We start from the raw sequence: 23,156 nt of genomic DNA on the forward strand, positions 1-23,156 counted from the left end.
GGGGAACCCGTCACTAGGATCGACTCGTTGATCCGACATCCATGCACAACGGGGCATCCCGCCCCCGGGACACCAAGGGAGGACTCGTGGGAGTCAGCCTCAGCAAGGGCGGCAACGTATCGCTGAGCAAGGAGGCGCCGGGCCTGACCGCGGTCATCGTCGGACTGGGGTGGGACGTCCGTACCACGACCGGCACCGACTTCGACCTGGACGCCAGCGCCCTCCTGCTGAACAGCTCGGGCAAGGTCGCCAGCGACGCGAACTTCGTCTTCTTCAACAACCTCAAGAGCCCCGACGGCTCCGTCGAGCACACCGGTGACAACACCACCGGTGAGGGCGAGGGCGACGACGAGGCGATCAAGGTCAACCTGGCCGCCGTCCCGGCCGACGTCGAGAAGATCGTCTTCCCGGTCTCCATCTACGACGCCGAGAACCGCCAGCAGTCCTTCGGCCAGGTGCGCAACGCGTTCATCCGCGTCGTCAACCAGGCCGGCGGCACCGAGATCGCCCGTTACGACCTGTCGGAGGACGCCTCGACCGAGACCGCCATGGTCTTCGGCGAGCTGTACCGCCACGGCGCGGAGTGGAAGTTCCGCGCCATCGGCCAGGGCTACGCCTCGGGCCTGCGCGGCATCGCGCAGGACTTCGGCGTGAACGTCTGAGCCGGGCACGTCCCGGGTACAGACCGGAGCGGCCGTCCCGTACGGCCACCGCCCGGGCGCCGCGCGCACTCCACGCGCGGCGCCCGGGGACGCCCCCTCGCGGGGGAGCGCAGGACCACCTGGAAACACCACCCGGAGGGGGACCAGCATCATGGGCGTCACGCTCGCCAAAGGGGGAAACGTCTCTCTGTCCAAGGCCGCACCCAACCTCACGCAGGTGATGGTCGGGCTCGGCTGGGACGCGCGCTCCACCACGGGCGCCGACTTCGACCTGGACGCCAGCGCCCTGCTGTGCAGCGGCGGCCGCGTCATGGGCGACGAGTGGTTCATCTTCTACAACCAGCTCAAGAGCCCCGACGGCTCCGTGGAGCACACCGGCGACAACCTCACGGGTGAGGGCGACGGCGACGACGAGTCCCTGCTGGTGGACCTCTCCAAGGTGCCGCAGCAGTGCGACAAGATCGTCTTCCCGGTCTCGATCCACATGGCGGACGAGCGCGGCCAGACCTTCGGCCAGGTCAGCAACGCCTTCATCCGCGTCGTGAACCAGGCGGACGGCCAGGAGCTCGCCCGCTACGACCTCAGCGAGGACGCCTCCACGGAAACCGCGATGATCTTCGGTGAGCTCTACCGTTACCAGGGTGAGTGGAAGTTCCGTGCAGTAGGGCAGGGGTACGCGTCGGGTCTGCGGGGCATCGCTCTAGACTTCGGGGTCAACGTTTCGTAAAGCCGCCACGGCGGCGGGGGAGACCCGTACACACACATGGGGTAGCCAGTGGTTCTGAAAACCTTCGGCTGGTCGTTCGCGGTGACCGCGCTCGGCCTGGTCGCAGCATTCCTCTTCGGGGGGTGGACCGCCTTCGGGATCGTGGCGATCCTCTCGATCCTCGAGATCTCGCTGTCCTTCGACAACGCGGTGGTCAACGCCGGAATCCTGAAGAAGATGAATGCCTTCTGGCAGAAGATCTTCCTCACCGTCGGCATCCTGATCGCCGTCTTCGGCATGCGACTGGTCTTCCCCGTCGTCATCGTCGCGATCAGCGCGCAGCTCGGTCCGATCGAGGCCGTCGACCTCGCGCTCAGCGACAAGGACCGTTACCAGGAGCTCGTCACCGACGCCCACCCGGCCATCGCGGCCTTCGGCGGCATGTTCCTGCTCATGATCTTCCTCGACTTCATCTTCGAGGACCGGGAGATCAAGTGGCTGGCCTGGCTGGAGCGGCCGCTGGCCAAGCTCGGCAAGGTCGACATGCTGTCGGTCTGCATCGCGCTGATCATCCTGCTGATCTCCGCCATGACCTTCGCCACCCACGCCCACCAGCACGGCGGCACACACGTGGACAAGGCGGAGACCGTCCTGCTGGCCGGTATCGCCGGTCTGATCACCTACATGATCGTGGGCGGGCTCTCCGGCTACTTCGAGGACAAGCTCGAAGAGGAGGAGGAACAGGAGCACGAGGAGGAGGAGAAGGCGGCCCGCGAGGGCAAGCCCAAGTCGGCGATCGCCCTGGCCGGCAAGGCCGCGTTCTTCATGTTCCTCTACCTCGAGGTCCTGGACGCGTCCTTCTCCTTCGACGGCGTCATCGGCGCCTTCGCCATCACCAACGACATCGTCCTGATGGCGCTCGGCCTCGGTATCGGCGCCATGTACGTCCGTTCGCTCACGGTCTACCTGGTCCGCCAGGGCACCCTGGACGACTACGTGTACCTGGAGCACGGCGCGCACTACGCCATCGGCGCCCTGGCGATGATCCTGCTCGTCACCATCCAGTACGAGATCAACGAGATCATCACCGGTCTCATCGGCGTCGTCCTGATCGGCGCCTCCTTCTGGTCCTCCGTGCGCCGCAACAAGCGCATCGCGGAGGCCGAGGGGCAGGCGGGCGAGAAGACCGAGGTCTCGTCCGGGGTGTGACAGCCCTCCGGGTGAGGAACGCTCTCGACGGGGCGGCCACGAGGAGCAGTCCTCGCAGGCCGCCCCGTCGGCCGTGCGGCGCGCCGGCGCCCCGTGGCCACCGGCGGGGGTTCGACGAGTGGACGTGGGGCGGGAATGGGTTTACTGGACGGACTGTGGCGCGGCCGGAACGACGACTTCGACTCCGGCAACGCGGCCACCAACGCCATCGAGCTGACCAAGCGGCACGGGCAGGTGTCGCTGACCAAGCAGGGCGCGGCCACCGGTCATCTGCGGGTCAACCTGAGCTGGCAGATGCGCACCTCCGACATCGGCGGCCCGCAGCGGGAGAGCCTGCTGCGCCACCCGTTCAAGGCGCTCAGGCCGCCGGAGGTCGTCGGACACAGCCAGTCCATGGTCAACGTCGACCTCGACCTGGGCTGCCTGTACGAGCTGCAGGACGGCACCAAGGGCGTGGTCCAGCCCCTCGGCGGCTACCTCGGCGAGGTCAACGGCCCGCCGTACGTGAAGCTCAGCGGCGACGACCGGTTCGGCTCCGCCTCCGGCGAGACGCTCTACGTCAACCTCGACCAGCGGGAGAACATCAAACGCCTGCTGGTCTTCGTCTACATCTACGACCAGACGCCCGCCTTCGACCGCACCAAGGCCGTCGTCACGCTCTACCCGAGCAACGGCCCGCGCATCGAGATCTCCCTCGACGAACGCCAGCCGCAGGCCCGTTCCTGCGCGGTGGTGCTGATCGAGAACGTGAAGAACGAGATCGTCGTGCGCCGCGAGGTGAGGTTCGTCTACGGCTTCCAGGGCGAGCTGGACCGGCTGTACGGCTGGGGCCTGCAGTGGGGCCGGGGCTTCAAGACGAAGGCCGACCGCTGAGGCGCGGCCGGCCCGGTGACCGCCCCGTCTAGCGTCCGATGAACTGCGGCCCCTGCGGCGGCAGCCGGAACTCCGGGTCGGGCGCGCCCGTGGCCGGGGGCGGGAAGCCGTACCGGTCCTGCGCCGCCTGGGCCGCCGCCGTGGCGGGCGCGGGCGCCGGATAGCCGTGCGGGGGCGGGCTCGTCGGGTGCGGGTAGCCGTAGGCGGGCTGCGCGGCCACGGGCGTGCCGGCCGGGGGCTGCTGCGGCGGATAGCCGTACGCGGGCTGCGTGGGCACGCCGGAGTGCGGCTGCTCGGGAGGCAGCGGGCGGGACACCTCCGGGGCGGGCGCCGCCGGTGCCTGCGCCTGTGTCACCGCGTCCGGCGAGGTGGACGCGGGCGGCTCGGGCGCGGCGGACGCCTCCGGCTCCTCGGCGGCCTCCGACTCGTCCACCGAGATGCCGAAGTCGGTCGCCAGACCCTCCAGGCCGTTCGAATAGCCCTCGCCGAGCGCCCGGAACTTCCAGCCCTCCCCGCGCCGGTACAGCTCGCCGCAGATCAGCGCCGTCTCCTGGCCCGTCTCCGGCTTCACGTCGAAGTACGCCAGCGCCTCCCCGTCCGGGTTCTGCGCGTCGTGCAGCAGGATGCGCAGCGCCTGCACGCGGTCGAACGTCACCCCGTCCGCCGACGCCACGAGCAGAATCCGGCCGACACCGGACTCGACACCGGCGAGGTCTGTCTGGATCGTGTCGGTCAGGCCCTCGGCCACGCGCTTCTTGCCGAGCCGCCACACCTTCCCGGACGGGTGCCGGGGCTGGTTGTAGAAGACGAAGTCCTCGTCGGAGCGCACGCGGCCGTCGAGACCGAGGAGCAGCGCGGAGGCGTCCACGTCCGGCACCCCCTGCCCGGGAGACCAGCGCAGCACGGCGCGTACCGTGGTGGCCTCGAGAGGAACGTTCGACCCCTTCAGCATCGCGTGCGTCATGCGGTCATCCTGCCTTCTCCGTCCTGGTCACGACAATGCGGGGGGTTGGCTCCGTCACCACGGGGTTACCTGAAGTTCATGCCCGGAGGGAACCGCCGACAAGGACTTTTACGTACTATTACCGGCCACCTTCCTGCACTCCACAGAGTCCACTACAGCCACGGGGGAGTTCAATGCGTCATTTCGGGCACATCGCCCCTGAGGTGCGGAAACGTCTCTTCTATCGGGAGCCCTGCGAGTTCACCGCCGACTCCCCGGCCCGGGTCCTGTCCGCGGCGCTCGGCGCCACGCTCTACAGCCCCGCCACGCGGCCCCGGCTCGCCGACGACGTCCTCAAGCAGGGCGCCCACGGCGTCGTCTCCATGGTGCTGTGCCTGGAGGACTCCATCAGCGACGCCGAGGTCGTCGCCGGCGAGGAGAACCTGGTCTGCCAGCTCACCGACCTCGCGGGACGGCCCGGGGCGGACCTGCCGCTGCTGTTCGTCCGGGTCCGCGAGCCCGAACAGATCGGCGACCTGGTCCGCCGGCTCGGCCCCGCCGTCGCGGTGCTGTCCGGATTCGTGCTGCCCAAGTTCACCGCCGAGCGCGGCCTGCCCTTCCTGGAGGCGCTCACCGCCGCCGAGTCCGCCTCCGGCCGCCGCCTCTTCGCCATGCCGGTGCTCGAGTCGCCCGAGCTGCTCTACCGCGAAAGCCGCGTCGAGACCCTCGAAGGCATCTTCCGCGCCGTCGACAAGTACCGCGACCGCGTGCTCGCCCTGCGGCTGGGCGTCACCGACTTCTGCTCCTCCTACGGGCTGCGCCGCGGCCCCGACATGACCGCGTACGACATCCAGGTCGTCGCCTCCGTGATCTCCGACGTGGTGAACATGCTCGGCCGCGCCGACGGCACCGGCTTCACCGTGACCGGGCCCGTCTGGGAGTACTTCCGGGTGCAGGAGCGCATGTTCAAACCGCAGCTGCGGCAGAGCCCCTTCCTGGAGGTGGAGGCCACCGCGCTGCGCCAGAAGCTCATCGAGCACGCCATGGACGGCCTGCTCCGCGAGATCTCCCTGGACCGCGCCAACGGCCTCCTCGGCAAGACCTGCATCCACCCCTCCCACGTCCTGCCCGTGCACGCGCTGTCCGTCGTCAGCCACGAGGAGTTCAGCGACGCGCAGGACATCCTCCGGCCGGAACGCGACGGCGGGGGTGTACTGCGGTCCGCGTACACCAACAAGATGAACGAGGTGAAGCCGCACCGCGCCTGGGCGGAGCGGACCCTGCTGCGCGCGGAGGCCTTCGGCGTCGCCAACGAGGACATCGGCTTCGTCGAACTGCTCGCGGCCGGTCTGGCGTAGTGAGCGGGGCGTCGGGCGCGCCGGCCGAGGCGGCCGGCGAGTGACCGAGAGGGAGAGAAGAGTGAACACCTGGTCCGGCACCTGGGTCGCCGAGCGGCTCGGCGTCGAGCTGGCCGGCGACGAACGGCTGCGCGGCATGCTGGGGCTGGCGCTGCGGCGCAACCCCAAGCGGGCCCACCTGCTCGTGTCGAACGTCCTCGGCAAGCACGTACCCCAGGCGCCCTCCGTGGTGTACGGACACGGCGTCGAACTCGGCCGCCGGGTGCGTGAGCTGCTGGGCGACGCGGCGGCCGCGCGGGCCGTCGTCCTCGGGTACGCCGAGACCGCGACCGGACTCGGCCACTCCGTCGCCGACGGCCTGGGCGCCGCGCCCTACCTGCACTCCACCCGCCGCCCGGTCGCCGGGGTCGCCACCGCCGGCGGCTTCGAGGAGTCCCACTCGCACGCCACCTCCCACCTGCTGCTGCCGGAGGACCCGTCGCTGCTGGCCGGGGACGGTCCGCTGGTGCTGGTCGACGACGAGTTCTCGACGGGGAACACGGTGCTGAACACCGTGCGCGATCTTCACGCGCGGTACCCGCGGGAGCGGTACGTCGTGGTCGCCCTGGTCGACATGCGGTCGGCGGCCGACGCCGGACGCCTGGAGGAGTTCGCACGGGAGATCGGGGCGCGGATCGACCTCGTGACGGTCGCGTCGGGGACGGTTCGGTTGCCGGACGGCGTGCTGGAGAAGGGGCAGGCGCTGGTCGCGGAACATGAATCCGCCGCGGCGCCGTCGGGGCCGTTCGCGCAGTCCCACACGCCCCGTGAAGGGACGCAGCCGCCGTCCGGCCGCATCACCCGGGTCGACCTCCGCTGGCCGGCGCGTCTTCCCGACGGCGGCCGGCACGGCTTCACCCCCGCCCACCGTACGGCGCTCGAGAACGCCCTCCCCGCCATGGCGGACCGAATAGCCACCGCCCTCCCGGTCGACGCGCACCGCGTCCTCGTGCTCGGCTTCGAGGAACTCATGTACGCCCCGCTGCGCCTGGCCGCGGAACTGGAGCGCACCACCACCGCCGAGGTGCGCTACAGCACCACCACCCGCTCACCCGTCCTCGCGGTCGACGACCCCGGCTACGCCATCCGCACCCGCCTCGTCTTCCCCGCCCACGACGACCCCGCCGACGGCCCCGGCGAGCGCTACGCCTACAACGTCGCCGGCGCCGGCTTCGACGCCGTGGTCGCCGTCGTCGACTCCGTCGCCGACACCCCCGCGCTGCACGCCCCCGACGGGCTGCTCGCCCGGCTCGCCGAACACACCCCGCACGTCCTCCTGGCGGTCGTACCGTCGTACGCGCCGGCCACACCCGCCGGCGCCCAGGACGCCCCCGAAAGGCCCGTCACCATGCTGCCCGAGCCCCTCCGCGGCCCCGCCTTCTCCTCGTACGCGCCCGAGGAGGTCGGCTGGCTGCTCCAGGACCTCTCGGACGTGACGCTGGAGGCGCCGACCGAGGAGCGCGAGGAGGCCATCCAGAGCGGCGGCGCCCACTACGCCGAGTCGCTGCCCGTGGAGTACCAGCCCAGCGAGCAGTACCAGCAGCTCTTCCACAACGCCCTGGACACCTCGGCCGCCCGCCTGGCGCACGCGGTCGGCGTGGTCACCGAAACCGTCCTCGCCGAGCGCTCGCCCCGCCCGGTGCTGGTGTCGCTGGCCCGCGCGGGCACCCCGGTGGGCATCCTGATGCGCCGCTGGGCGCAGCACCGCCACGGCCTCGACCTGCCGCACTACGCCGTCTCCATCGTCCGCGGCCGCGGCATCGACGCCAACGCCCTGCGCTGGCTGGCCGCCCACCACGACCCGCGCGACGTGGTGTTCGTCGACGGCTGGACCGGCAAGGGCGCCATCACCCGCGAACTCGCCCAGGCCGTCGAGGAGTTCGAGAAGGCCCACGGCGTCTCCGGCTTCGACCCGGAGATCGCCGTCCTCGCCGACCCCGGCTCCTGCGTCCGCACCTACGGCACCCGCGAGGACTACCTGATCCCGTCCGCCTGCCTCAACTCCACGGTCTCCGGCCTGATCTCACGCACCGTCCTGCGCGCCGACCTGGTCGGCCCCGACGACTACCACGGCGCCAAGTACTACCGCGAACTCTCGGACTCCGACCTGTCCGTGGCCTTCCTCGACGCCGTCTCCGCCCGCTTCGACGAGGTCACCGAGGCCGCCTGCGCCGAGGCCAAGGACCTCCTGGCCGCCGACCGCACGCCCACCTGGGAGGGCTGGGCGGCCGTGGAGCGCATCAGCGAGGAGTACGGCATCCACGACGTGAACCTCGTCAAGCCCGGTGTCGGCGAGACCACCCGCGTGCTGCTGCGCCGGGTGCCGTGGAAGGTGCTGGCCCGCGCCGGGGCCGGCAGCGACCTCGACCACGTCCGGCTCCTCGCCGAGCAGCGGGGCGTGCCCGTGGAGGAGGTACCCGGCCTGCCCTACACCTGCGTCGGCCTGATCCACCCCCGCTACACCCGGGGCGCCACCGGCGCCGACGGCACGGCGGTGACCCTCTGATGCCCGTCATCGTCGCCAGCGACCTCGACCGCACCCTCATCTACTCGGCCGCCGCACTCGCCCTGACCATGCCCGACGCCCGGGCGCCCAGGCTGCTGTGCGTGGAGGTCCACGAGAGCCGGCCCCTGTCCTACCTGACGGAGACCGCTGCCCAGCTCCTCACCGAGCTGGGCGACGAGGCCCTGTTCGTCCCCACCACCACCCGCACCCGCAAGCAGTACCAGCGCATCAACCTCCCCGGTCCTCCTCCCACCTACGCGATCTGCGCCAACGGCGGCCATCTGCTCGTCGACGGGGTCTCCGACCCGGACTGGCACGCGCGTGTCCAGGCCCGGCTGGCCGACGAGTGCGCCCCGCTGTCCGAGGTCCAGGACCACCTGCTGCGCACCGCCGATCCGGTGTGGGTGCGCAAGCACCGGACCGCCGAGGACCTCTTCGCCTACCTCGTCGTGGAGCGCGAGCTGCTGCGCGAGGAGTGGGTGAAGGAACTCGGGGAGTGGGCGGAGAACCGCGGCTGGACGGTCTCCCTCCAGGGCCGCAAGATCTACGCCGTCCCCAAGCCGCTCACCAAGAGCGCGGCCATGCGGGAGGTCGCCCGGCGCACCGGCGCCGACCTGACCCTCGCCGCGGGCGACTCCCTCCTCGACGCGGACCTGCTCCTCGCCGCCGACCTGGGCTGGCGCCCGGGCCACGGCGAACTCGCCGAGGACTCCTGGACGGCCCCCGGGGTCCGCGCCCTGCCCGAGCGGGGAGTCCTGGCCGGGGAGCGCATCCTCCGCGAGTTCCTCCGCACCGTCCGCTCCCGCTGAGGCCGGCCGGCTGAGGTCGGCCTGCCGAGATCGCACTTGCCGAGGCCGGCTCGGCTCACCGGGCTCGGCCCGCCTAGGTCGGCCCGCCGTGGTCAGCCCGGTGAAGCCGGTCGGCGTGACCGGTTTCTGCCGGGGGCCGGCGGCGGGTTCACTCGGGGCGGCGCAGGCTGAGGGTCTCGGTTGCCGAGCGGGCGGACCGGGCGTGCGGGGACGAGGCGCCGTCGGCCGCGCGGGCCTCGTCGGCCTCACCGGCACCGGACCGGTCGCCGGAGCCGGCACCCGCGTCCCGGGAGCCGCTGTCCCGCGAACCCGAACCCCGGCCGGCGCGACGGCTGCCGCCGCCCGAGCGGAACAGGCGTATGACGACGAAGGCCACGAGGGCGAGGGCGGCCGCCGCCAGCACCACCTTCGAGTAGGCCGACACGACCGACGTCACCTGCGACCAGTTGTCCCCGAGCGCGTAACCCGCGAGCACGAACGCCGTGTTCCATATCGCGCTGCCCAGCGTCGTCAGGCCGAGGAACAGCGGCAGCGGCATCCGCTCCACCCCGGCCGGCACCGACACGAGACTGCGGAACACCGGGATCATCCGGCCGAAGAACACGGCCTTCGACCCGTGCCGCAGGAACCACGCCTCCGTCTTCTCCACGTCCGAGACCTTCACCAGCGGAAGCCGTCCCGCCAGCGCCAGCGTGCGCTCCCGGCCGAGCAGCGCCCCCACCCCGTACAGGGCGAGCGCGCCGATCACCGAACCGACGGTGGTCCACAGCAGCACGGCGATCAGGCCCATCCGCCCGTTGCTCGCGGCGAACCCCGCCAGCGGCAGGATCACCTCGCTCGGTATGGGCGGGAAGAGGTTCTCGAGCGCGATGGCGATGCCGGCCCCGGGCGCGCCGAGGGCGTCCATGAGGTCGTTGACCCACTGCGGTCCCGCGTCCGTGCCCGAGGCCGCCGTGATCGTCTGCGCTGCGATGGCTGTCATGTCGTCCACGCTAGGAAATCGGAGCTGAAGGGTCGCTGAGGAAAGCCGCACGACGAGGTGCGGTTGTCCGCAGGAACCCTTGCGGTTCTCCGCAGACGGAATTGCGGTTTTCCGCAGTGTGTGCCCCTGACCGGCCCCGCTAGTCTCGCGATCATGCGAGTCATGGCGCGGCGTGTGGTGCGGTGCGCGGTCGGTCTCATGTGGGGGGCCGCCGCGGCCGTCGTCGAGCTGCTCGGGACGGTCCTGGCCGGCCTGCTGCTCCTGCTCGTCGTGGCCTGGCCGCGGCCCCGCCGGGCCGTGCTCCGCCCGGTCCTCGCGTGCGCGCGGAAGGTGACGGAGCTGGAGCGGACCCGGCTGCGGGTCTGGCTCCGGGTCCACACCTCACCGGTGTACGAGGACACGCAGGCCCTGCAGTATCCGGCCTGCCGCTGGACCCTCGGCGTGCTGGGCGCGGTGGTGATGCTCTCGGCGGCGGTCGGCCTCGGCTACGGCACGTCCTGGATGTACCTGTGGCTCCTGGTGGACGACGTGCGGAACACGGGCGCGGTCGTCTACACGTCCCTCGCCGGGCTCTTCCTGCTCTTCCTCACCGTGCAGGGGATACTCGCGGTCGCCGAGCTGGAGGGGAAGCTGGCCCGCCGCATGCTCGGGCCCCGCCACCAGGAGGAGCTGGAGCGGCGCATCGCCGAGCTGTCCGCCAGCCGCGCGGCCGTCGTCGACGCGGTGAACGACGAGCGGCGCCGCATCGAGCGGGACCTGCACGACGGGGTGCAGCAGCGCCTGGTCGCGCTCGGCATGCTGCTCGGCCGGGCCCTGCGCAGCCAGGACCCCGAGCGCGCGGACCGGCTGCTGCGCCAGGCGCACGAGGAGAGCCGGCAGGCCCTGGACGACCTGAGAGAAGTGGCCTGGCGGATCTATCCCACCACCCTGGACGAGGCCGGGCTGCGGGCGGCGCTGGAGACGGTCGCCGAGCGGGCGTCCGTCCCGGTGCGGGTGGAGTACGGACTGAGCGGGGAGCCGGAGCGACCGGTGGCGACCGTCGCCTACTTCGTCGTCTGCGAGGCCGTGACCAACGCGGTGAAGCACGCGGCGCCGAGCCGGATAGTCGTCGCGATCGAGTCGAAGGAGGGAGCGTTGCGGGTGAGTGTCGAGGACGACGGCCGGGGCGGGGCGAACGCGTCGGGCAGCGGTCTGTTCGGACTGGCCAGACGGGTGGCCGCGCTCGATGGAAGGCTGGAAGTGCGCAGTCCGCCGGGCGGGCCGACGCTGGTGACCGCGGAGCTGCCGTGCGCGTGATCCTGGCCGAGGACTCCATCCTGCTGCGGGAGGGTCTGGTGCGGCTGCTGGCGGAGGAAGGGCACGAGGTGCTCGCCGCCGTCGGCGACGCGGACCGGCTGCTGCAGGCGGTCGCCGCGACTCCGCCGGACGTGGTGGTCGCCGACGTGCGGATGCCGCCCACGCACACGGACGAGGGGCTGCGCGCGGCCCTGGAGATCCGCCGCGGCCGCCCCGAGGTGGGGGTGCTGGTGCTCTCGCAGTATGTGGAGAAGCGGTATGCGACGGAGCTGCTGACGGGTGAGTCGGAAGGGGTGGGCTATCTGCTGAAGGACCGGGTCGTCCAGGTCGACGAGTTCCTGGACGCGCTGGAGCGGGTGGCCGCCGGGCGGGCCGCTTTCGACCCGGAGGTCGTCCGGCAGTTGCTCGGCCGCACCACCCACGTCGACCCGCTGGCCCGGCTCAGCGCGCGGGAGCGCTCGGTGCTGGCCGAGATGGCGCAGGGGCACACCAACGCGGCCATCGCCCGGCGGCTGCACATCTCGCAGAGTGCGGTGGAGAAGCACACCAACGCGATCTTCGACAAGCTGGAGCTGGCGGGGGGAGGGGAGGGCTACTCGCGCAGAGTGCTGGCGGTGCTCCGTTACCTGGGCAGCTGACCCGCCGGGCCGGACGGCGCGGCGTCAGCCGCAGCAGCCCCCGCCGCAGCAGCCGCCACCGCCACCGCCGGCCGGGCGGGGCGCCGGGGCCGCCGCGGAGGCGGTGCCACCGACTGCGACCGTGGAGAGGAGCTTGACCGTGTCGTCGTGACCCGCCGGGCAGGCCGCGGGGGCGGAGGACTCCGCCATCGGACGGCTCAGTTCGAACGTGTCGCCGCAGGTGCGGCAGCGGAATTCGTAGCGAGGCATGGGCACAGGTTAACCGCACCGCCGGGAGGGGGCCGGTCAGTTGGCGCCGGCGCCGGCGCCGCGCTCCTCGCGGATCTGGGACACCACGCGGCTCGCGGTCTCCCGGACCGCCTCGGTCTCGGTGAGGAAGTGCCAGTAGTCGGGGTGGCGGCCCTCCAGTCCGGCGATCGCGCGCTCCAGCCGGGCCACGGCGTCGTCGAGGGGCCGGGCGTGGCGCGGGTCCGGGGTGTTGCGGCCGGCCATGGCGAGCCGCTGGGCGTCCCGGACGGCGAACCGGGTGCGTTCGATCTCCTGCTCGGGGTCCTTCTGCACGGCGTTCAGCCTGCGCAGGCGGTCGCCGGCGGCGGACACGGCCTCGTCGGTGGTGTTCAGCAGGGCCCGCGCGGTGGACAGCAGGGAGGTGGCGTCGGGCCAGCGCTGGTCGTCGCGGGCGGTGCGGGCCTCGGCGAGGCGGGACTCCGCCTGCCGGACGTTGCGCTCGGCCAGCTCGGGCACGCCCTGGAGGTCCTGCCAGCAGGCGACGGTGAAGCGCCGGCGCAGTTCGCTCAGGATGGGTTCGACCTGCTCGGAGCGGGTAGTGAGGGCCTGGGCGCGGGTGCGCAGGGAGACCAGCCGGCGGTCGATCTCGGCGGCCTGCTCCGGCAGCCGCTCGGCCTCGACGCGGATCGCCTCGGCCTCGCGGGTGACGCGGGCGGCGCGGTCCAGGGTGGTGGGCACGCCGTGCTGTCCGGCGCCCTGGTTCAGCTTGGTCAGCTCGGGGGACAGGGCGGCCAGGCGGGCGGCGAGGTCGTCGGCCTTCAGACCGGAGCCGCGGGCGGAGTCGAGGGCCTGGGAGGCGGCGAGCAGTGCCTGCCGGGCGCGTTCGACGGCGGGCGCGAGCCGGGCCAGCTGGGTCTCGGCCTTGCCGAGCAGCGGGCCGAGGCCGTCGGCGAACCGGTCCAGGTCCTGCTTGACCCGCCCCAGTTCGTCCTTGGCGGCGGTCAGGTCCGTGCGGGCCCGGGAGGCCGTCGAGGCGTCCAGGTCGTCGCGGTCGAGGTCGTGGGCGTCGACGGCGCTGATGTAGCGGTGGCTGGCCTCGTCGATGCGCCGGCCCAGCTCGGCGAAGTCGTCGACGGCGCGGCGGGCCGCCGGGGAGTCGTCGACGGCGATGATCGTCTCGATGGAGATCCGCAGGTCGCGCTGGGCGGTGTCGAGTTCGTAGAAGGCGGCGGCCGCGGCGTCCTTGGCGGCCTGAGCCTCGGCGCGCTGGTTCTCCGCGCGCCCGCCGAACCAGCGGCGGGTGCCGCCCCCGGCGAACGCGGCGGGCAGCACCAGCGCCGCGACCAGCGGCAGAGCCGCGAGGACGAGCGCGTCACGCAGGGGTCCGGGGGCACGGCGGACACGGCGGCCCGCCGGTAGGGGGAACAGGGCGCGGCGCGAGCGAGGCACGCGCGGCTCCGACGGCGAGTACGGCCGCGCTGGTGTCGCCGTCACATCCCTCTCCCGTACTGTCGTTCGCCCTGCCGGTAGTCATTCTCCCACCGGTACAGAACGAACACACGGGCCCGTCAGTTCGCGGTGCGGACGGTGAGTTTGCCGTCGCCGGTGCGGGCGGTCACCTCGTGGGAGCTGGAGTCGTCGCGCGGGACGGTCACGTCCTCGGCGCCGTCGCCGGTGGAGGAGTCGACCCGGTAGCTACCGCGCGGCAGCTCGATGGTCGTCGAACCGTCGCCACTGCGGGACTCCACCCGGTCCGGCACGGCGGTGAGGACGAGGTGCAGTGAGCCGTCGCCGCTCCGGGCGCGCACGGTGGGGGAGGAGACCTCGGCGCGCACCGACCCGTCGCCGCTGCGCAGCTCCAGAGGCCCACTGGTGTCCGTGACGCGGACCGAGCCGTCCTTGGTGCGGACGGCCAGCGCGTCGCGGAAGCCCTCGGCGCGGACGCTGCCGTCGTCGCTCTCCACGGTGACGGCGACGCCGCGCGGCACCACGATGCGGTGCTTGGCGGAGCAGTCGGCGACGACGCCGGAGCACTTCTCGCGCAGCACCAGCCGGTCGCCGTCCATGGACCAGGTGACCTTCGGGTCCGAGCCGATGGCGACGGTCCCCTGGAACCAGCGGGTGACCGCGATCTCGCCCTCCGGCTGCTCGTCCGAGGCGACGATCTCCAGGGCGGAGTCGTCGGAGTCGACGGTGAGGCTCCCGCCGGGCAGGTCGAAGGCGCGGTGCTCGGGCTCGTCGTCGTCGGCCGCCGACGCCCCGCACGCGCTCAGCGCCGCGCCGAGCACCACGGCGGCGCCGGCGAGCGCGAGGGCGCGCGCCCGTACGGGACGGGACGTGCGGGCGGGTGAGGCGGTGCGGGCGGTGGCGGTCATGACGGACTCCCCCTGAAGGTACGGCTGACGGACGGGCGGACGGCCGCGCGGTGCGGCGGCGTCGGACGTCTTCGACCGTACGGAGACGGGGGCCTGGAGGGCATCCGGCCGACCGGCGGATCCGGGGTGGGGATATCCCCCGTGCCGGGGCACAAGGGGTTTGCGGGACCGTGACCCCCGCCATGTAGTCTGTCCACTCGACCCGGGCGGTGAGCGCGGGTCAGGGGTGCGTAGCTCAGGGGTAGAGCGCCTGCCTTACAAGCAGGATGTCGGCGGTTCGAAACCGTCCGCGCCCACAGACGACAGGGCCCCCGGAGCATGCTCCGGGGGCCTTGTGCCGTCGGGGGCCGCTACGGCGACGCCTCCTCGTCCGCGCCGTCCGCGCCCTCGGGGGAGTGCTTCAGGGCCGAGCGGGCGTGCACGCGGTCGGAGCCGGTGAGTTCGGCCCAGTAGCGGTGGGTGCTGACGAACACCGCGAGCTCGTGCTCGCGGCGCCGGAGCTTCTCGACCTCGGCCTGCTCGTCCTCGGTCCAGCCGGGCGAGGCGGGGCGCTCGATCTTGCGCCAGCCGTTGTCGTCGCTGAACCCGTCGAGGGGTTCGACCGACCAGGGGAGCCGCTTCAGCAGGGCCGACAGCTCGGCCCGGACCTGATGCAGTTCCTCCTGACCGGCAAGGAGGTCACTCGGAAAGTCATAGGTCGCAGCCACAGCCCAATAATACGCCTGTTCGATTTTGGGTGGCGAGGTGTTCCGGGGTCTCCGGAGCCGTATTCACTCCTTCGTGGACCCGGGTGGCAGGAGGCGCGAGACTGGGGTCATGTGCCGGAGCATCAAGACCCTGCGTCCGCCCGCCCTCCCCGAGGAGGCCACGGAGGAGGACATCCGGGCCGCCGCCCTTCAGTACGTGCGGAAGGTGTCCGGCTTCCGGGCGCCTGCCGCCCACAACCGTGAGGTGTTCGACCACGCGGTGGAGGCGATCGCCGCGGCCACGGCGGAGCTGCTGGACAACCTGGAGGTCAGGGGCGCCCCTGCCGGCCGGCGGGCCGGCTGAACGACGACCCCGGCCGCAGGGCGGACCCTCGAACCGGGTCTGGGCCGGGCGGCGTACCCCGCCGCTGCCACGCTGCCACGCTGGCCGTCTTCGGACAGCTGAGCTGCCGTCGTTCGGCCGACCGTAGAGTCGCCTGCCGCCTGCCGCCTGCCGCCTGCCGCCTGCCGCCTGCCGCCGAGCAGCCGTCACCCGGCGCGAGCGGGCTCGTCCCCGCCGCCGAGCCGTGTTCGGCGCGAGTGCGCTCGCGCCGCCGCCGAGCCGTGTCCGGCGTGACAGCCGTGTCCGGCGCGCCAGCCAGCCGTGTCCAGCGCGCCAGCCGTGGCCGGCCGGCTGCCGGGCGGGACGGACCAGGGCCGTCCGCCCACCCGCGCCGCGGGCCGAGCGGCGCGACGACGGCTGCCTGCCCGTCAGGTGTCGAACCGCCGTGATGCGCCCCGGGCTTACCCCGCCTCTCTCGGCTGCGGCTTCCGCATCAGGTACCCCGCTCCCGCGCCCGCCGCGAACAGCGCGCCGACCGAGACAGCCGCCGCCAGCCATGTCGCGCCGAGCCACTGGCCGCCGAAGTAGCCGAGGGCGACGCTGTAGCCGGCCCAGCTGAGGCCCGCGAGGGCGGACCAGGGGAGGAAGTCGCGGGCGCGGTGGCGGGCGGCGCCGGCGCCGAGGGAGACCACCGAGCGGCCGGCCGGCGCGAACCGCGCGAGGACGACGAGACCGCCGCCGCCCCGGGCCAGCGCCGCGCCGAGACGTTCCTGCGCGCCCCGCAGCCGGCGGGAGCGGGCGAGCGCGCGGTCCAGACGGGCGCCGCCGCGCCAGGCGAGGCGGTAGGCGACCAGGTCGCCGAGGACGGAGGCGGTCGCGGCGCAGAGCGTCAGCACCAGCATGTCGGGCACGTAGGCGGCCGTGCTCGCGGCGGCCGCCGTGGCCGCCGTGATCACGAGCACCCCGCTGGGCAGCACCGGGAGGAACACGTCGAGCAGGACCGACAGGGCCACCACCGCGTAGATCCACGGGCTGCCGACCAGCGACCCGACACTCTCCACTCGCACTCCCCGTACGCCCCCGTGGGCCCGCGCCTGCCCGCGCTGTCGCGGTGGAGGCGGCAGGAGTGGCAGGAGAGGCCGATGACAGCCATACAGCGTACGCCCGGTAAGTGACAGAAAGGTCACGGGGGGTTCGTGCGCCCGACGGCCCCCGTGCGCCGCCCGTTCCCCGCCCGTTCCCCCGTGTACGCCGAGGCGCCCCCCGCGTGTGTGCGAGGGGCGCCCGGTGCGACTCGGTGGTCCGTGAGGGGGGTGCCGTGGGGAGGCGTCGGCGGTCGTGCGGGTGGGTGAGGCGGGAGCGAACGGTCAGGCGGCCACGGGGGTCTGCTCCGCCGGCCGGTCCTCGCGCGCCGAGGCGCGCCTGGCGAACAGGCGGTCCAGGCCGAAGGCGCCGGAGCCGGTGAAGACCAGCAGGAGCATGGCCCAGCAGTACATGGCCGCGCTCTCGCCGTGGTTCTCGATGGGCCACAGGGCCTGGGGCTGATGCACCTTGAAGTACGCGTAGGCCATCGCGCCGGACGATATGAAGGCGGCGGCCCGGGTGGCGAGCCCGAGCAGGACGAGCGTGCCGCCGACGAGCTCGATGACGGCGGCGTACCAGCCGGGCCAGGTGCCGGCCTCGACGGTGCCGCCGTTGCCGTCCGTGCCGCCGAACAGGCCGAGCAGGGACACGGCGCCGTGACAGGCGAAGAGCAGGCCGACGACCATGCGGAACAGGCCCAGTGCATAGGGCTGGGCGCTGGTGAGGCGTCCGTTCATGGGGGAGTCTCCTTCGGTCGGGCCGGCCCCCGGATGAGGCCGGTCCAGGGGGACGGAACCGAGTCGGAGATTCACGTTAGGTGCGCCTAAATCTTGCTTGCAAGTTCAACATTTGGCCACGGCTTCGGCCCCTTTTGACCCCCTCCCGCGGGCCGGAACCGCATGTCACCGCCCGCCCCGCGGTGCCCCCTTGATCACCCGGATGACCGGAACCACCCCTCGCCGCACAGCTGACTCACAGGACACCGCCCGCACTCCCCGACGGCGCGAGTGCCGCCCCGTCCCGCGCTCGGGTGCCGCCACATCACGAGCTCGGACGCCGCCCCGTCACGACGAGCTCAGATGCCGCTCCATCACGCGCCGCAGCCGCACCCCGCCCCGCTCCTCCTGGGCGTGCTCCAGCCGCAGCACCGCGGAACGCCCCCGTGTGGCAAGCGTCATGAGCTGGTTGCCGAACCACGGCCCGCCCGTCCTGCGCCAGTGGACCGGAGGCTCCCCCAGACCGCCGTGCCGCGTGAACACCCGCCCGAGCCCTCGCGCGGCGGCGCTCCAGCCGAACCGGAAGCCCACCCGCATCGAGGCGGGGATGGAGTTGTGCACCGGGGAGCAGGTCAGCTGCACCACCCGCGCCTCGGGTTCCGCCCGCCCCGGCCAGCGCGGCTCCGCGACATAGGCGTGATGGACGTCCCCGGACAGCACGCACACCGTGGCGGGCGCGTCCGGGCCACTGCCCGCGTCGGCCAGCACCTCCGCCAGCTCGGCGAACGAGTCCGGGAACGCCGACCAGTGCTCCAGGTCCGCCGCGCGCCGCAGCTTCTCCCCGAGCCGTGCCCAGCGGGGGCCCTTGTCGCCCCGGCACAGCACGGAACTCCACACCTCGATGTCATGGATCAGGTGGGGGAGCAGCCAGGGCAGGGAGGTGCCGACGAGCAGATGGTCGTAGGAGCCGCGGTCGTCGGACACCTGGGCGCGCAGCCAGTCGGCCTCGTCCCGGTCGAGCATCGAGCGCCGCCCCTCCTCCAGCACCCGGGCCGCGCGGCTGTCCACCATGACCAGCCGCACCCGGCCGAAGTCGCGCCGATAGCTCCAGCGCACGGCCGTCGCGTCGGCCTCCGCCCGGGAGGCGAACTCCCGCAGCGCGTCGGTGCCGTCGGGGGTCTCGCGTACGGCCGCGTAGACGGGGTCGGCCTCGACGTCGGCGGGGGAGAGGTTGCCGAGGTGCTGGTACACCCAGTACGACATCAGTCCGCTGAGCACCCGGTCCCGCCACCACGAGGTGGCGCGCATGTCCTCGACCCAGGAGGCGGAGGTGTTCCAGTCGTCGATGACGTCGTGGTCGTCGAAGATCATGCAGGTGGGGACGGTGGAGAGCAGCCACCGCACCTGCGGGTCGAGCCAGGACTCGTAATAGAGGTGGGTGTACTCCTCGTAGTCCGCCACCTGGCTGCCCGGCGGCTCGCTCAGGTCGCGGCGCGCGGCCAGCCACTCCTTGGTGGAGTCGGAGGTCTCGTCCGCGTACACCTGGTCGCCCAGGAGCAGCAGGACGTCGGGCCGCTCGCCCTCGGGGTCGGCGGCGATGCGCTTGGCGAGGGCGTCCAGCGCGTCCGGCCCCACCGGGTCGGGCTCCCCGGTGGGCGGGGAGGCCCAGCGGCAGGAGCCGAACGAGATGCGCGCCCGGTCGTCGCCGGCCGGGGTGCGGATCACCGACGGCGGGAACGACGGGAACGGCTCCCGGGCGAGCGGCCACACGCGTTCGCCGTCCACGTGGACCTCGTACGGGGTGGCCGTGCCCGGGGTGAGGCCGGTGACCCGCACCAGCGCGTAGTGGTGACCGCACACCTGGAAGGTGCCCGAGCTGCCGCCGGTGCCGTCCGGGCAGCGCACCTCCACGGTGCCCGGGCCGTCCGTCTCCGCCCAGACGGTCGCGGACGACCCGTCGACGTACCTCAGCAATGGTCCGAGCCGCAGTCCGGCCATGGTGACCCCTTCCTCCGTCGCCCCGTACGGTACGCAGCGACGGAGGCCGCCGGGGAGATCGGCGCACCCGGCGGTTCGGACCGTGCCGCGTCAGCAGTTGTTGAGGTACCCCTGCAGCGCGGACTTCTCCGCCGAGTCGACCGCCAGGTCGTAGTGGTACTTCACCTGGACCCACGCGCGGACGTAGGTGCAGCGGTAGGCCGTGCGGGACGGCATCCACTCGGCGGGGTCCTTGTCGCCCTTGGACTGGTTGACGTTGTCGGTGACGGCGAGGAGCTGCGGCCGGGTCAGGTCGTTGGCGTAGGCCTGGCGCTGGGCGGTGGTCCAGGAGCTCGCGCCGGAGTCCCAGGCCTCGGCGAGCGGCACCATGTGGTCGATGTCGACGTCGGAGGCGGCGGACCAGGTGGCGCCGTCGTACGGGGAGTACCAGCTGCCGCTGGTGGCGGCGCAGGCGGAGTCGGTGACGACGTTCGAGCCGTCGCGCTTGAGGATCGTCTCGCGGGTGTTGCAGTTGCCGCTGATGGTGATCCAGTGCGGGAACTTGTCGCGGCTGTAGCCGGTGCGGCTCTCGGTGCGCACGGGGAGGGTGGCGAGGTAGCTGCGCGCTGTGGCGGCGCTCACCGGGGTGGGGAGGGCGGCGGAGGCGGCCGGGGCGTTGAAGAGCCCGGCGGAGGCTATGAGTCCGGTGAGTGCCGCGGCTATGCTGAGCCGTCGACGCGCGTAGAACTTCGACATGCGAACTCCCTTGTGGGGTGCGGGCGTTGGCGTGCGTGCAGGGGGATGCTCGCGGCGCCGTGTTGCCGGGAGGCGAGGGTCCGGTAAGAAGTTAATGACGCGCACATGACACGTCTATGGTTCAGGTGTGAAGTTTCCGCGCACGGTGGTGCGGGCGGTCCGGCCCGGCGGCCGCTCCCGGGGGCCGTGCGGGTCTCGGGTACGATGGACGGCGCAGAAGGGGAGTAGCCCTGTGCCGGACCGTCGACATACTGCTCAGCCCGCCTGAGCCGGCGCCCGGAGGCAGACCCGTGAGGGACCCTGCCGGCGAGACCTTCGGCAAGCAGTGCACGTCCGCGCCGTACGGTGCGGGCGCCGAGTGTGCTGCCGTGCCGAGGCGTCTTGCGCGAAAGCTCATCACTCTCGGTGGGGCGGCCCCGACCGATTGAGGAACCGTTGATCAGCCTGACCGTGACGGCCGTCGTCTTCGGCGTCGTCTTCCTGGCCGAACTGCCCGACAAGACCGCGCTCGCCGGTCTCGTCCTCGGCACCCGTTACCGCGCCTCGTACGTCTTCGCCGGCGTCGCCGCCGCCTTCGCGGTGCATGTCGCGCTGGCCGTGGCGGCGGGCAGTGTGCTGACCCTGCTGCCGCAGCAGCTCGTCCACGCGCTCACGGGTGTGCTCTTCCTCGCGGGCGCGGCGATGCTGCTGCTCAAGAAGGACGAGGACGAGGAGGAGATCCGCAAGCCGGAGGACCAGTCCTTCTGGAAGGTCGCCGGGGCCGGGTTCATGCTGATCCTCGTCGCCGAGTTCGGCGACCTGACGCAGATCATGACGGCCAACCTCGCCGCCCGCTACGACGACCCGCTCTCCGTGGGCCTGGGCGCCGTGCTGGCGCTCTGGGCGGTGGCCGGGCTCGGCATCGTCGGCGGCAAGGCGCTGATGAAGCGGGTGCCGCTGAAGCTGATCACGCGGATCGCCGCGCTGCTCATGCTCGGCCTGGGTGTCTGGAGCCTGTGGGAGGCGGTCGCCGGGTGACGTGCGGCGGTCCCGCCGGTGAACACCCCGTGGAGGCGGTGGCGGGAAGCCGGGTTCGTTTTGTACCGTGGTTGAACAAAGTGGCTCCCGCCCGTTTCCCCTGACCGGCGGGCGGGGCCGCCTTGTCCCGCCCGGGATCCGCCTCCACGGTCCCGCACCCCCGCCTTGGAGCATTCGATGACGGCCACCACCCCCGCCGTACTCCCCGCCCGCGCCCTCCTGCTCGACATGGACGGCACCCTCGTCAACTCCGACGCCTCCGTCGAGCGCATCTGGCGCCGCTGGGCCGAGCGTCACGGGCTGGACGGCGACGAGGTCATGAAGGTGGTGCACGGCCGGCAGGGCTACGCCTCCATGGCCCTGCTGCTGCCGGACCGGCCGATGGAGCAGAACTACGCCGAGAACGCCCGGCTGCTCGCGGAGGAGACCGCGGACACCGAGGGCGTCGTCGCGATACCGGGCGCCCGGGAGTTCCTCGCCTCCCTCGACGGGCTGCCGCACGCGCTCGTCACGTCGGCGGACGTCGCCCTGTCCACGGCGCGGATGGCCGCCGCCGGGCTCGAGCAGCCCGCGGTGCGGATCACCGCCGAGTCGGTCGGCGCGAGCAAGCCCGACCCGGAGGGCTTCCTGAAGGGCGCGGCGGAACTGGGCGTCGACCCGGCCGACTGCGTCGTCTTCGAGGACTCCGGCGCGGGGATCGCCGCGGGGCGCGCGGCGGGGATGCGGGTGGTCGGCATCGGTCCGCGCGCCGGTCTCCACCAGCCGGACGTCGTCGTCCGCGACCTCACCCAGGTGCGGGTGGAGCGGACGCCGGAGGGGACGATTCTGCTGCACGTCTCCGCGTAGGCCCCGCCGACGGGTCGGGGGAGGGCCTCGGGGGCCATGACCTGTCAGGCGCCCCCGGTCTCCGACTCCAGGCGGGAGCGGGTCTGCGGGCCGTACACGCCCAGCTCCTCCCGGATGCCCCGCGACCACTGGTAGTGGCGCACGGCCTCCTCCACCCGGTGGCTGTACCGGCCGTCCGCGTCGCCCTGGTACAGCCACACCATGCGCAGGCGCTGCTGGAGCTCGACGACCTCCGGCCCCCGGTCGCCGCGCCGCAGCACGGGCACGGTGTCGACCGGCTCCTCCGGCTCCGGCGCCACGGCGGGCGCGGACGACGCCCCGCCGGCCGACGGGGTCACCGACGGCTCGGCGGTCGCGGAAGCGCTCGGCGCGGAACTGGACGCCGAGGGCGACGGCGACTCCGAGACGCTCGCGCTCGCGGACGGGGACTCCGACGTGGACGCGGACGCGTCGGGGGAGGCGGACGGCGCCCCGGAGGACGGCTCCGCCGAGGGCGCCTCCGACGACACGTCCGGCACGCTCGCCCTCACGTCGTCCGGCGCGGCGGTGTCCCGCGACGGCGTCTCGTACGAGAACAGCCCGCTCGCCCACCCCGCGGCGCCCAGTACGGCCACCACGGCTCCGGACGCCGCGATGAGCGCTCCGCGCCGGCGGCGGTTCCGGGGCGCGGCGGCCTCGGGACGAGGGGCCGCCGCACCCGCGGACACCGCGCGAAGGGGACGCGTGGCGTCGTCGAACAGGCCCAGGTCGTCGGCGTTCGGCCGCGCGGTGCCGGGGGCGAGGGGAGTGGGGAGGACGGACGTGCGGTCGTCGGCGGCGGGGCCGCCGGGAGCCGTGCCGTCCGCCCGGACGGCACGCAGCGCCATGGTGGCGTCGGACGCGGCGCCGGTGCCTCCGGCCTGTGCGGGGCGTACCGCCCCGGTGTCTGCCGCGCCCGCCGTTGCGGACGCGGGTGCGGTTTCCGTCGTGCCGGGCGTGGAGGCGTGGGTTGCGGTGCCGGGTGCGGTGGCGGCGGGGCGGCCTGCGTGCGTTGCCTGTGCCTGAGCGGCTGTCCCGGTGCCGGTGGTGCCTTCGGCGTTCTCGGTGCTCGGTGCTTTGCCGGTGTGCG

Annotated in this window: 23 protein-coding genes and 1 tRNA gene; 13 read left to right on the plus strand and 11 right to left on the minus strand. The window is 73.0% G+C overall.

Annotation, left to right across the window (positions count from 1 at the left end):
* The first annotated feature begins 86 nt into the window (after positions 1-86).
* From ACQZOG_RS06905 to ACQZOG_RS06920, 4 genes are all read left to right on the plus strand, one after another.
* Positions 87-662, plus strand: coding sequence for a TerD family protein (locus ACQZOG_RS06905; protein ID WP_033272776.1), 576 nt, complete (start codon positions 87-89; stop codon positions 660-662).
* 151 nt (positions 663-813) lie between these two features.
* Positions 814-1,389: a TerD family protein gene (locus ACQZOG_RS06910; protein ID WP_033272777.1), complete on the plus strand. Its 576-nt coding sequence runs from the start codon at positions 814-816 to the stop codon at positions 1,387-1,389.
* A gap of 48 nt (positions 1,390-1,437) precedes the next feature.
* Complete coding sequence (locus tag ACQZOG_RS06915; protein WP_033272778.1) at positions 1,438-2,577, plus strand: DUF475 domain-containing protein; 1,140 nt, start codon at positions 1,438-1,440, stop codon at positions 2,575-2,577.
* Positions 2,578-2,712: 135 nt separating this feature from the next.
* Positions 2,713-3,450, plus strand: coding sequence for a TerD family protein (locus ACQZOG_RS06920; protein WP_033272779.1), 738 nt, complete (start codon positions 2,713-2,715; stop codon positions 3,448-3,450).
* Between the two features lie 28 nt (positions 3,451-3,478).
* Here ACQZOG_RS06920 and ACQZOG_RS06925 read toward each other — a convergent pair whose 3' ends face one another.
* Complete coding sequence (locus ACQZOG_RS06925) at positions 3,479-4,414, minus strand: TerD family protein (RefSeq protein ID WP_033272780.1); 936 nt, start codon at positions 4,412-4,414, stop codon at positions 3,479-3,481.
* A 173-nt stretch (positions 4,415-4,587) separates the two neighbouring features.
* Between ACQZOG_RS06925 and ACQZOG_RS06930 the strand changes: the two genes are divergently transcribed.
* The 3 genes from ACQZOG_RS06930 (at position 4,588) to ACQZOG_RS06940 (ending at position 9,105) form a co-directional block, all read left to right on the plus strand.
* Complete coding sequence (locus ACQZOG_RS06930; RefSeq protein ID WP_430741373.1) at positions 4,588-5,751, plus strand: HpcH/HpaI aldolase/citrate lyase family protein; 1,164 nt, start codon at positions 4,588-4,590, stop codon at positions 5,749-5,751.
* A 61-nt stretch (positions 5,752-5,812) separates the two neighbouring features.
* Positions 5,813-8,296, plus strand: a complete 2,484-nt coding sequence (locus ACQZOG_RS06935) for a phosphoribosyltransferase (protein WP_430741374.1) — start codon at positions 5,813-5,815, stop codon at positions 8,294-8,296.
* Positions 8,296-9,105 (plus strand): hypothetical protein, encoded by an 810-nt coding sequence (locus tag ACQZOG_RS06940; protein ID WP_033272783.1) that lies wholly within the window; start codon positions 8,296-8,298, stop codon positions 9,103-9,105. Before ACQZOG_RS06935 ends, ACQZOG_RS06940 begins: the two co-directional genes overlap by 1 nt.
* Positions 9,106-9,253: 148 nt before the next feature.
* On the opposite strand, the gene ACQZOG_RS06945 is transcribed toward ACQZOG_RS06940, so the two are convergent.
* A complete protein-coding gene (locus ACQZOG_RS06945; RefSeq protein ID WP_033273139.1) occupies positions 9,254-10,087 on the minus strand; it encodes a DedA family protein in 834 nt (277 codons plus the stop codon).
* Between the two features lie 153 nt (positions 10,088-10,240).
* Between ACQZOG_RS06945 and ACQZOG_RS06950 the strand changes: the two genes are divergently transcribed.
* Together ACQZOG_RS06950 and ACQZOG_RS06955 are read left to right on the plus strand one after the other, a co-directional pair.
* On the plus strand, positions 10,241-11,383 hold the full coding sequence (locus ACQZOG_RS06950) for a sensor histidine kinase (RefSeq protein WP_033272784.1): 1,143 nt from the start codon (positions 10,241-10,243) through the stop codon (positions 11,381-11,383).
* A complete protein-coding gene (locus ACQZOG_RS06955) occupies positions 11,374-12,021 on the plus strand; it encodes a response regulator transcription factor (protein ID WP_033272785.1) in 648 nt (215 codons plus the stop codon). The genes ACQZOG_RS06950 and ACQZOG_RS06955 overlap by 10 nt, the downstream gene beginning before the upstream one ends.
* 24 nt (positions 12,022-12,045) lie before the next feature.
* Here the strand turns inward: ACQZOG_RS06955 and ACQZOG_RS06960 are convergent, their stop codons facing one another.
* The 3 genes from ACQZOG_RS06960 to ACQZOG_RS06970 form a co-directional block, all read right to left on the minus strand.
* On the minus strand, positions 12,046-12,270 hold the full coding sequence (locus ACQZOG_RS06960) for an FmdB family zinc ribbon protein (RefSeq protein WP_033272786.1): 225 nt from the start codon (positions 12,268-12,270) through the stop codon (positions 12,046-12,048).
* A gap of 36 nt (positions 12,271-12,306) precedes the next feature.
* The gene (locus ACQZOG_RS06965) at positions 12,307-13,743 is read right to left on the minus strand and encodes a hypothetical protein (protein ID WP_084206922.1); all 1,437 of its coding nucleotides are present in this window, start codon (positions 13,741-13,743) and stop codon (positions 12,307-12,309) included.
* Between the two features lie 74 nt (positions 13,744-13,817).
* The gene (locus ACQZOG_RS06970; protein WP_261674962.1) at positions 13,818-14,624 is read right to left on the minus strand and encodes a DUF4097 domain-containing protein; all 807 of its coding nucleotides are present in this window, start codon (positions 14,622-14,624) and stop codon (positions 13,818-13,820) included.
* 224 nt (positions 14,625-14,848) lie between these two features.
* Here ACQZOG_RS06970 and ACQZOG_RS06975 point away from each other — a divergent pair.
* Positions 14,849-14,920 (plus strand) — tRNA-Val (locus tag ACQZOG_RS06975).
* 54 nt (positions 14,921-14,974) lie between these two features.
* Here the strand turns inward: ACQZOG_RS06975 and ACQZOG_RS06980 are convergent.
* The gene (locus ACQZOG_RS06980; RefSeq protein WP_058916034.1) at positions 14,975-15,331 is read right to left on the minus strand and encodes a hypothetical protein; all 357 of its coding nucleotides are present in this window, start codon (positions 15,329-15,331) and stop codon (positions 14,975-14,977) included.
* Positions 15,332-15,440: 109 nt separating this feature from the next.
* Between ACQZOG_RS06980 and ACQZOG_RS06985 the strand changes: the two genes are divergently transcribed.
* Positions 15,441-15,674: a DUF2277 domain-containing protein gene (locus ACQZOG_RS06985; protein WP_033272790.1), complete on the plus strand. Its 234-nt coding sequence runs from the start codon at positions 15,441-15,443 to the stop codon at positions 15,672-15,674.
* Between the two features lie 440 nt (positions 15,675-16,114).
* Here the strand turns inward: ACQZOG_RS06985 and ACQZOG_RS06990 are convergent, their stop codons facing one another.
* The 4 genes from ACQZOG_RS06990 to ACQZOG_RS07005 form a co-directional block, all read right to left on the minus strand.
* The gene (locus tag ACQZOG_RS06990) at positions 16,115-16,714 is read right to left on the minus strand and encodes a DedA family protein (protein ID WP_033272791.1); all 600 of its coding nucleotides are present in this window, start codon (positions 16,712-16,714) and stop codon (positions 16,115-16,117) included.
* Between the two features lie 306 nt (positions 16,715-17,020).
* Positions 17,021-17,473 carry a DoxX family protein gene (locus ACQZOG_RS06995; protein WP_037639270.1) on the minus strand — a complete coding sequence of 151 codons (453 nt, stop codon included), beginning with the start codon at positions 17,471-17,473 and terminating at the stop codon, positions 17,021-17,023.
* 327 nt (positions 17,474-17,800) lie between these two features.
* On the minus strand, positions 17,801-19,450 hold the full coding sequence (locus tag ACQZOG_RS07000) for an alkaline phosphatase D family protein (protein WP_193467530.1): 1,650 nt from the start codon (positions 19,448-19,450) through the stop codon (positions 17,801-17,803).
* Between the two features lie 90 nt (positions 19,451-19,540).
* A complete protein-coding gene (locus tag ACQZOG_RS07005; RefSeq protein ID WP_430741375.1) occupies positions 19,541-20,185 on the minus strand; it encodes an HNH endonuclease family protein in 645 nt (214 codons plus the stop codon).
* 435 nt (positions 20,186-20,620) lie between these two features.
* Here ACQZOG_RS07005 and ACQZOG_RS07010 point away from each other — a divergent pair, with 435 nt between their 5' ends.
* A complete protein-coding gene (locus tag ACQZOG_RS07010; protein WP_019522494.1) occupies positions 20,621-21,202 on the plus strand; it encodes a TMEM165/GDT1 family protein in 582 nt (193 codons plus the stop codon).
* A gap of 177 nt (positions 21,203-21,379) precedes the next feature.
* Positions 21,380-22,048, plus strand: coding sequence for an HAD-IA family hydrolase (locus tag ACQZOG_RS07015; protein WP_058916029.1), 669 nt, complete (start codon positions 21,380-21,382; stop codon positions 22,046-22,048).
* Between the two features lie 44 nt (positions 22,049-22,092).
* Here the strand turns inward: ACQZOG_RS07015 and ACQZOG_RS07020 are convergent, their stop codons facing one another.
* Positions 22,093-22,914: a peptidoglycan-binding domain-containing protein gene (locus ACQZOG_RS07020; protein WP_193467531.1), complete on the minus strand. Its 822-nt coding sequence runs from the start codon at positions 22,912-22,914 to the stop codon at positions 22,093-22,095.
* Positions 22,915-23,156 lie beyond the last annotated feature (242 nt).

Source organism: Streptomyces sp. P13-3-3 (genome assembly GCF_050571355.1).
GTDB classification, from domain to species: Bacteria; Actinomycetota; Actinomycetes; order Streptomycetales; family Streptomycetaceae; genus Streptomyces; species Streptomyces althioticus.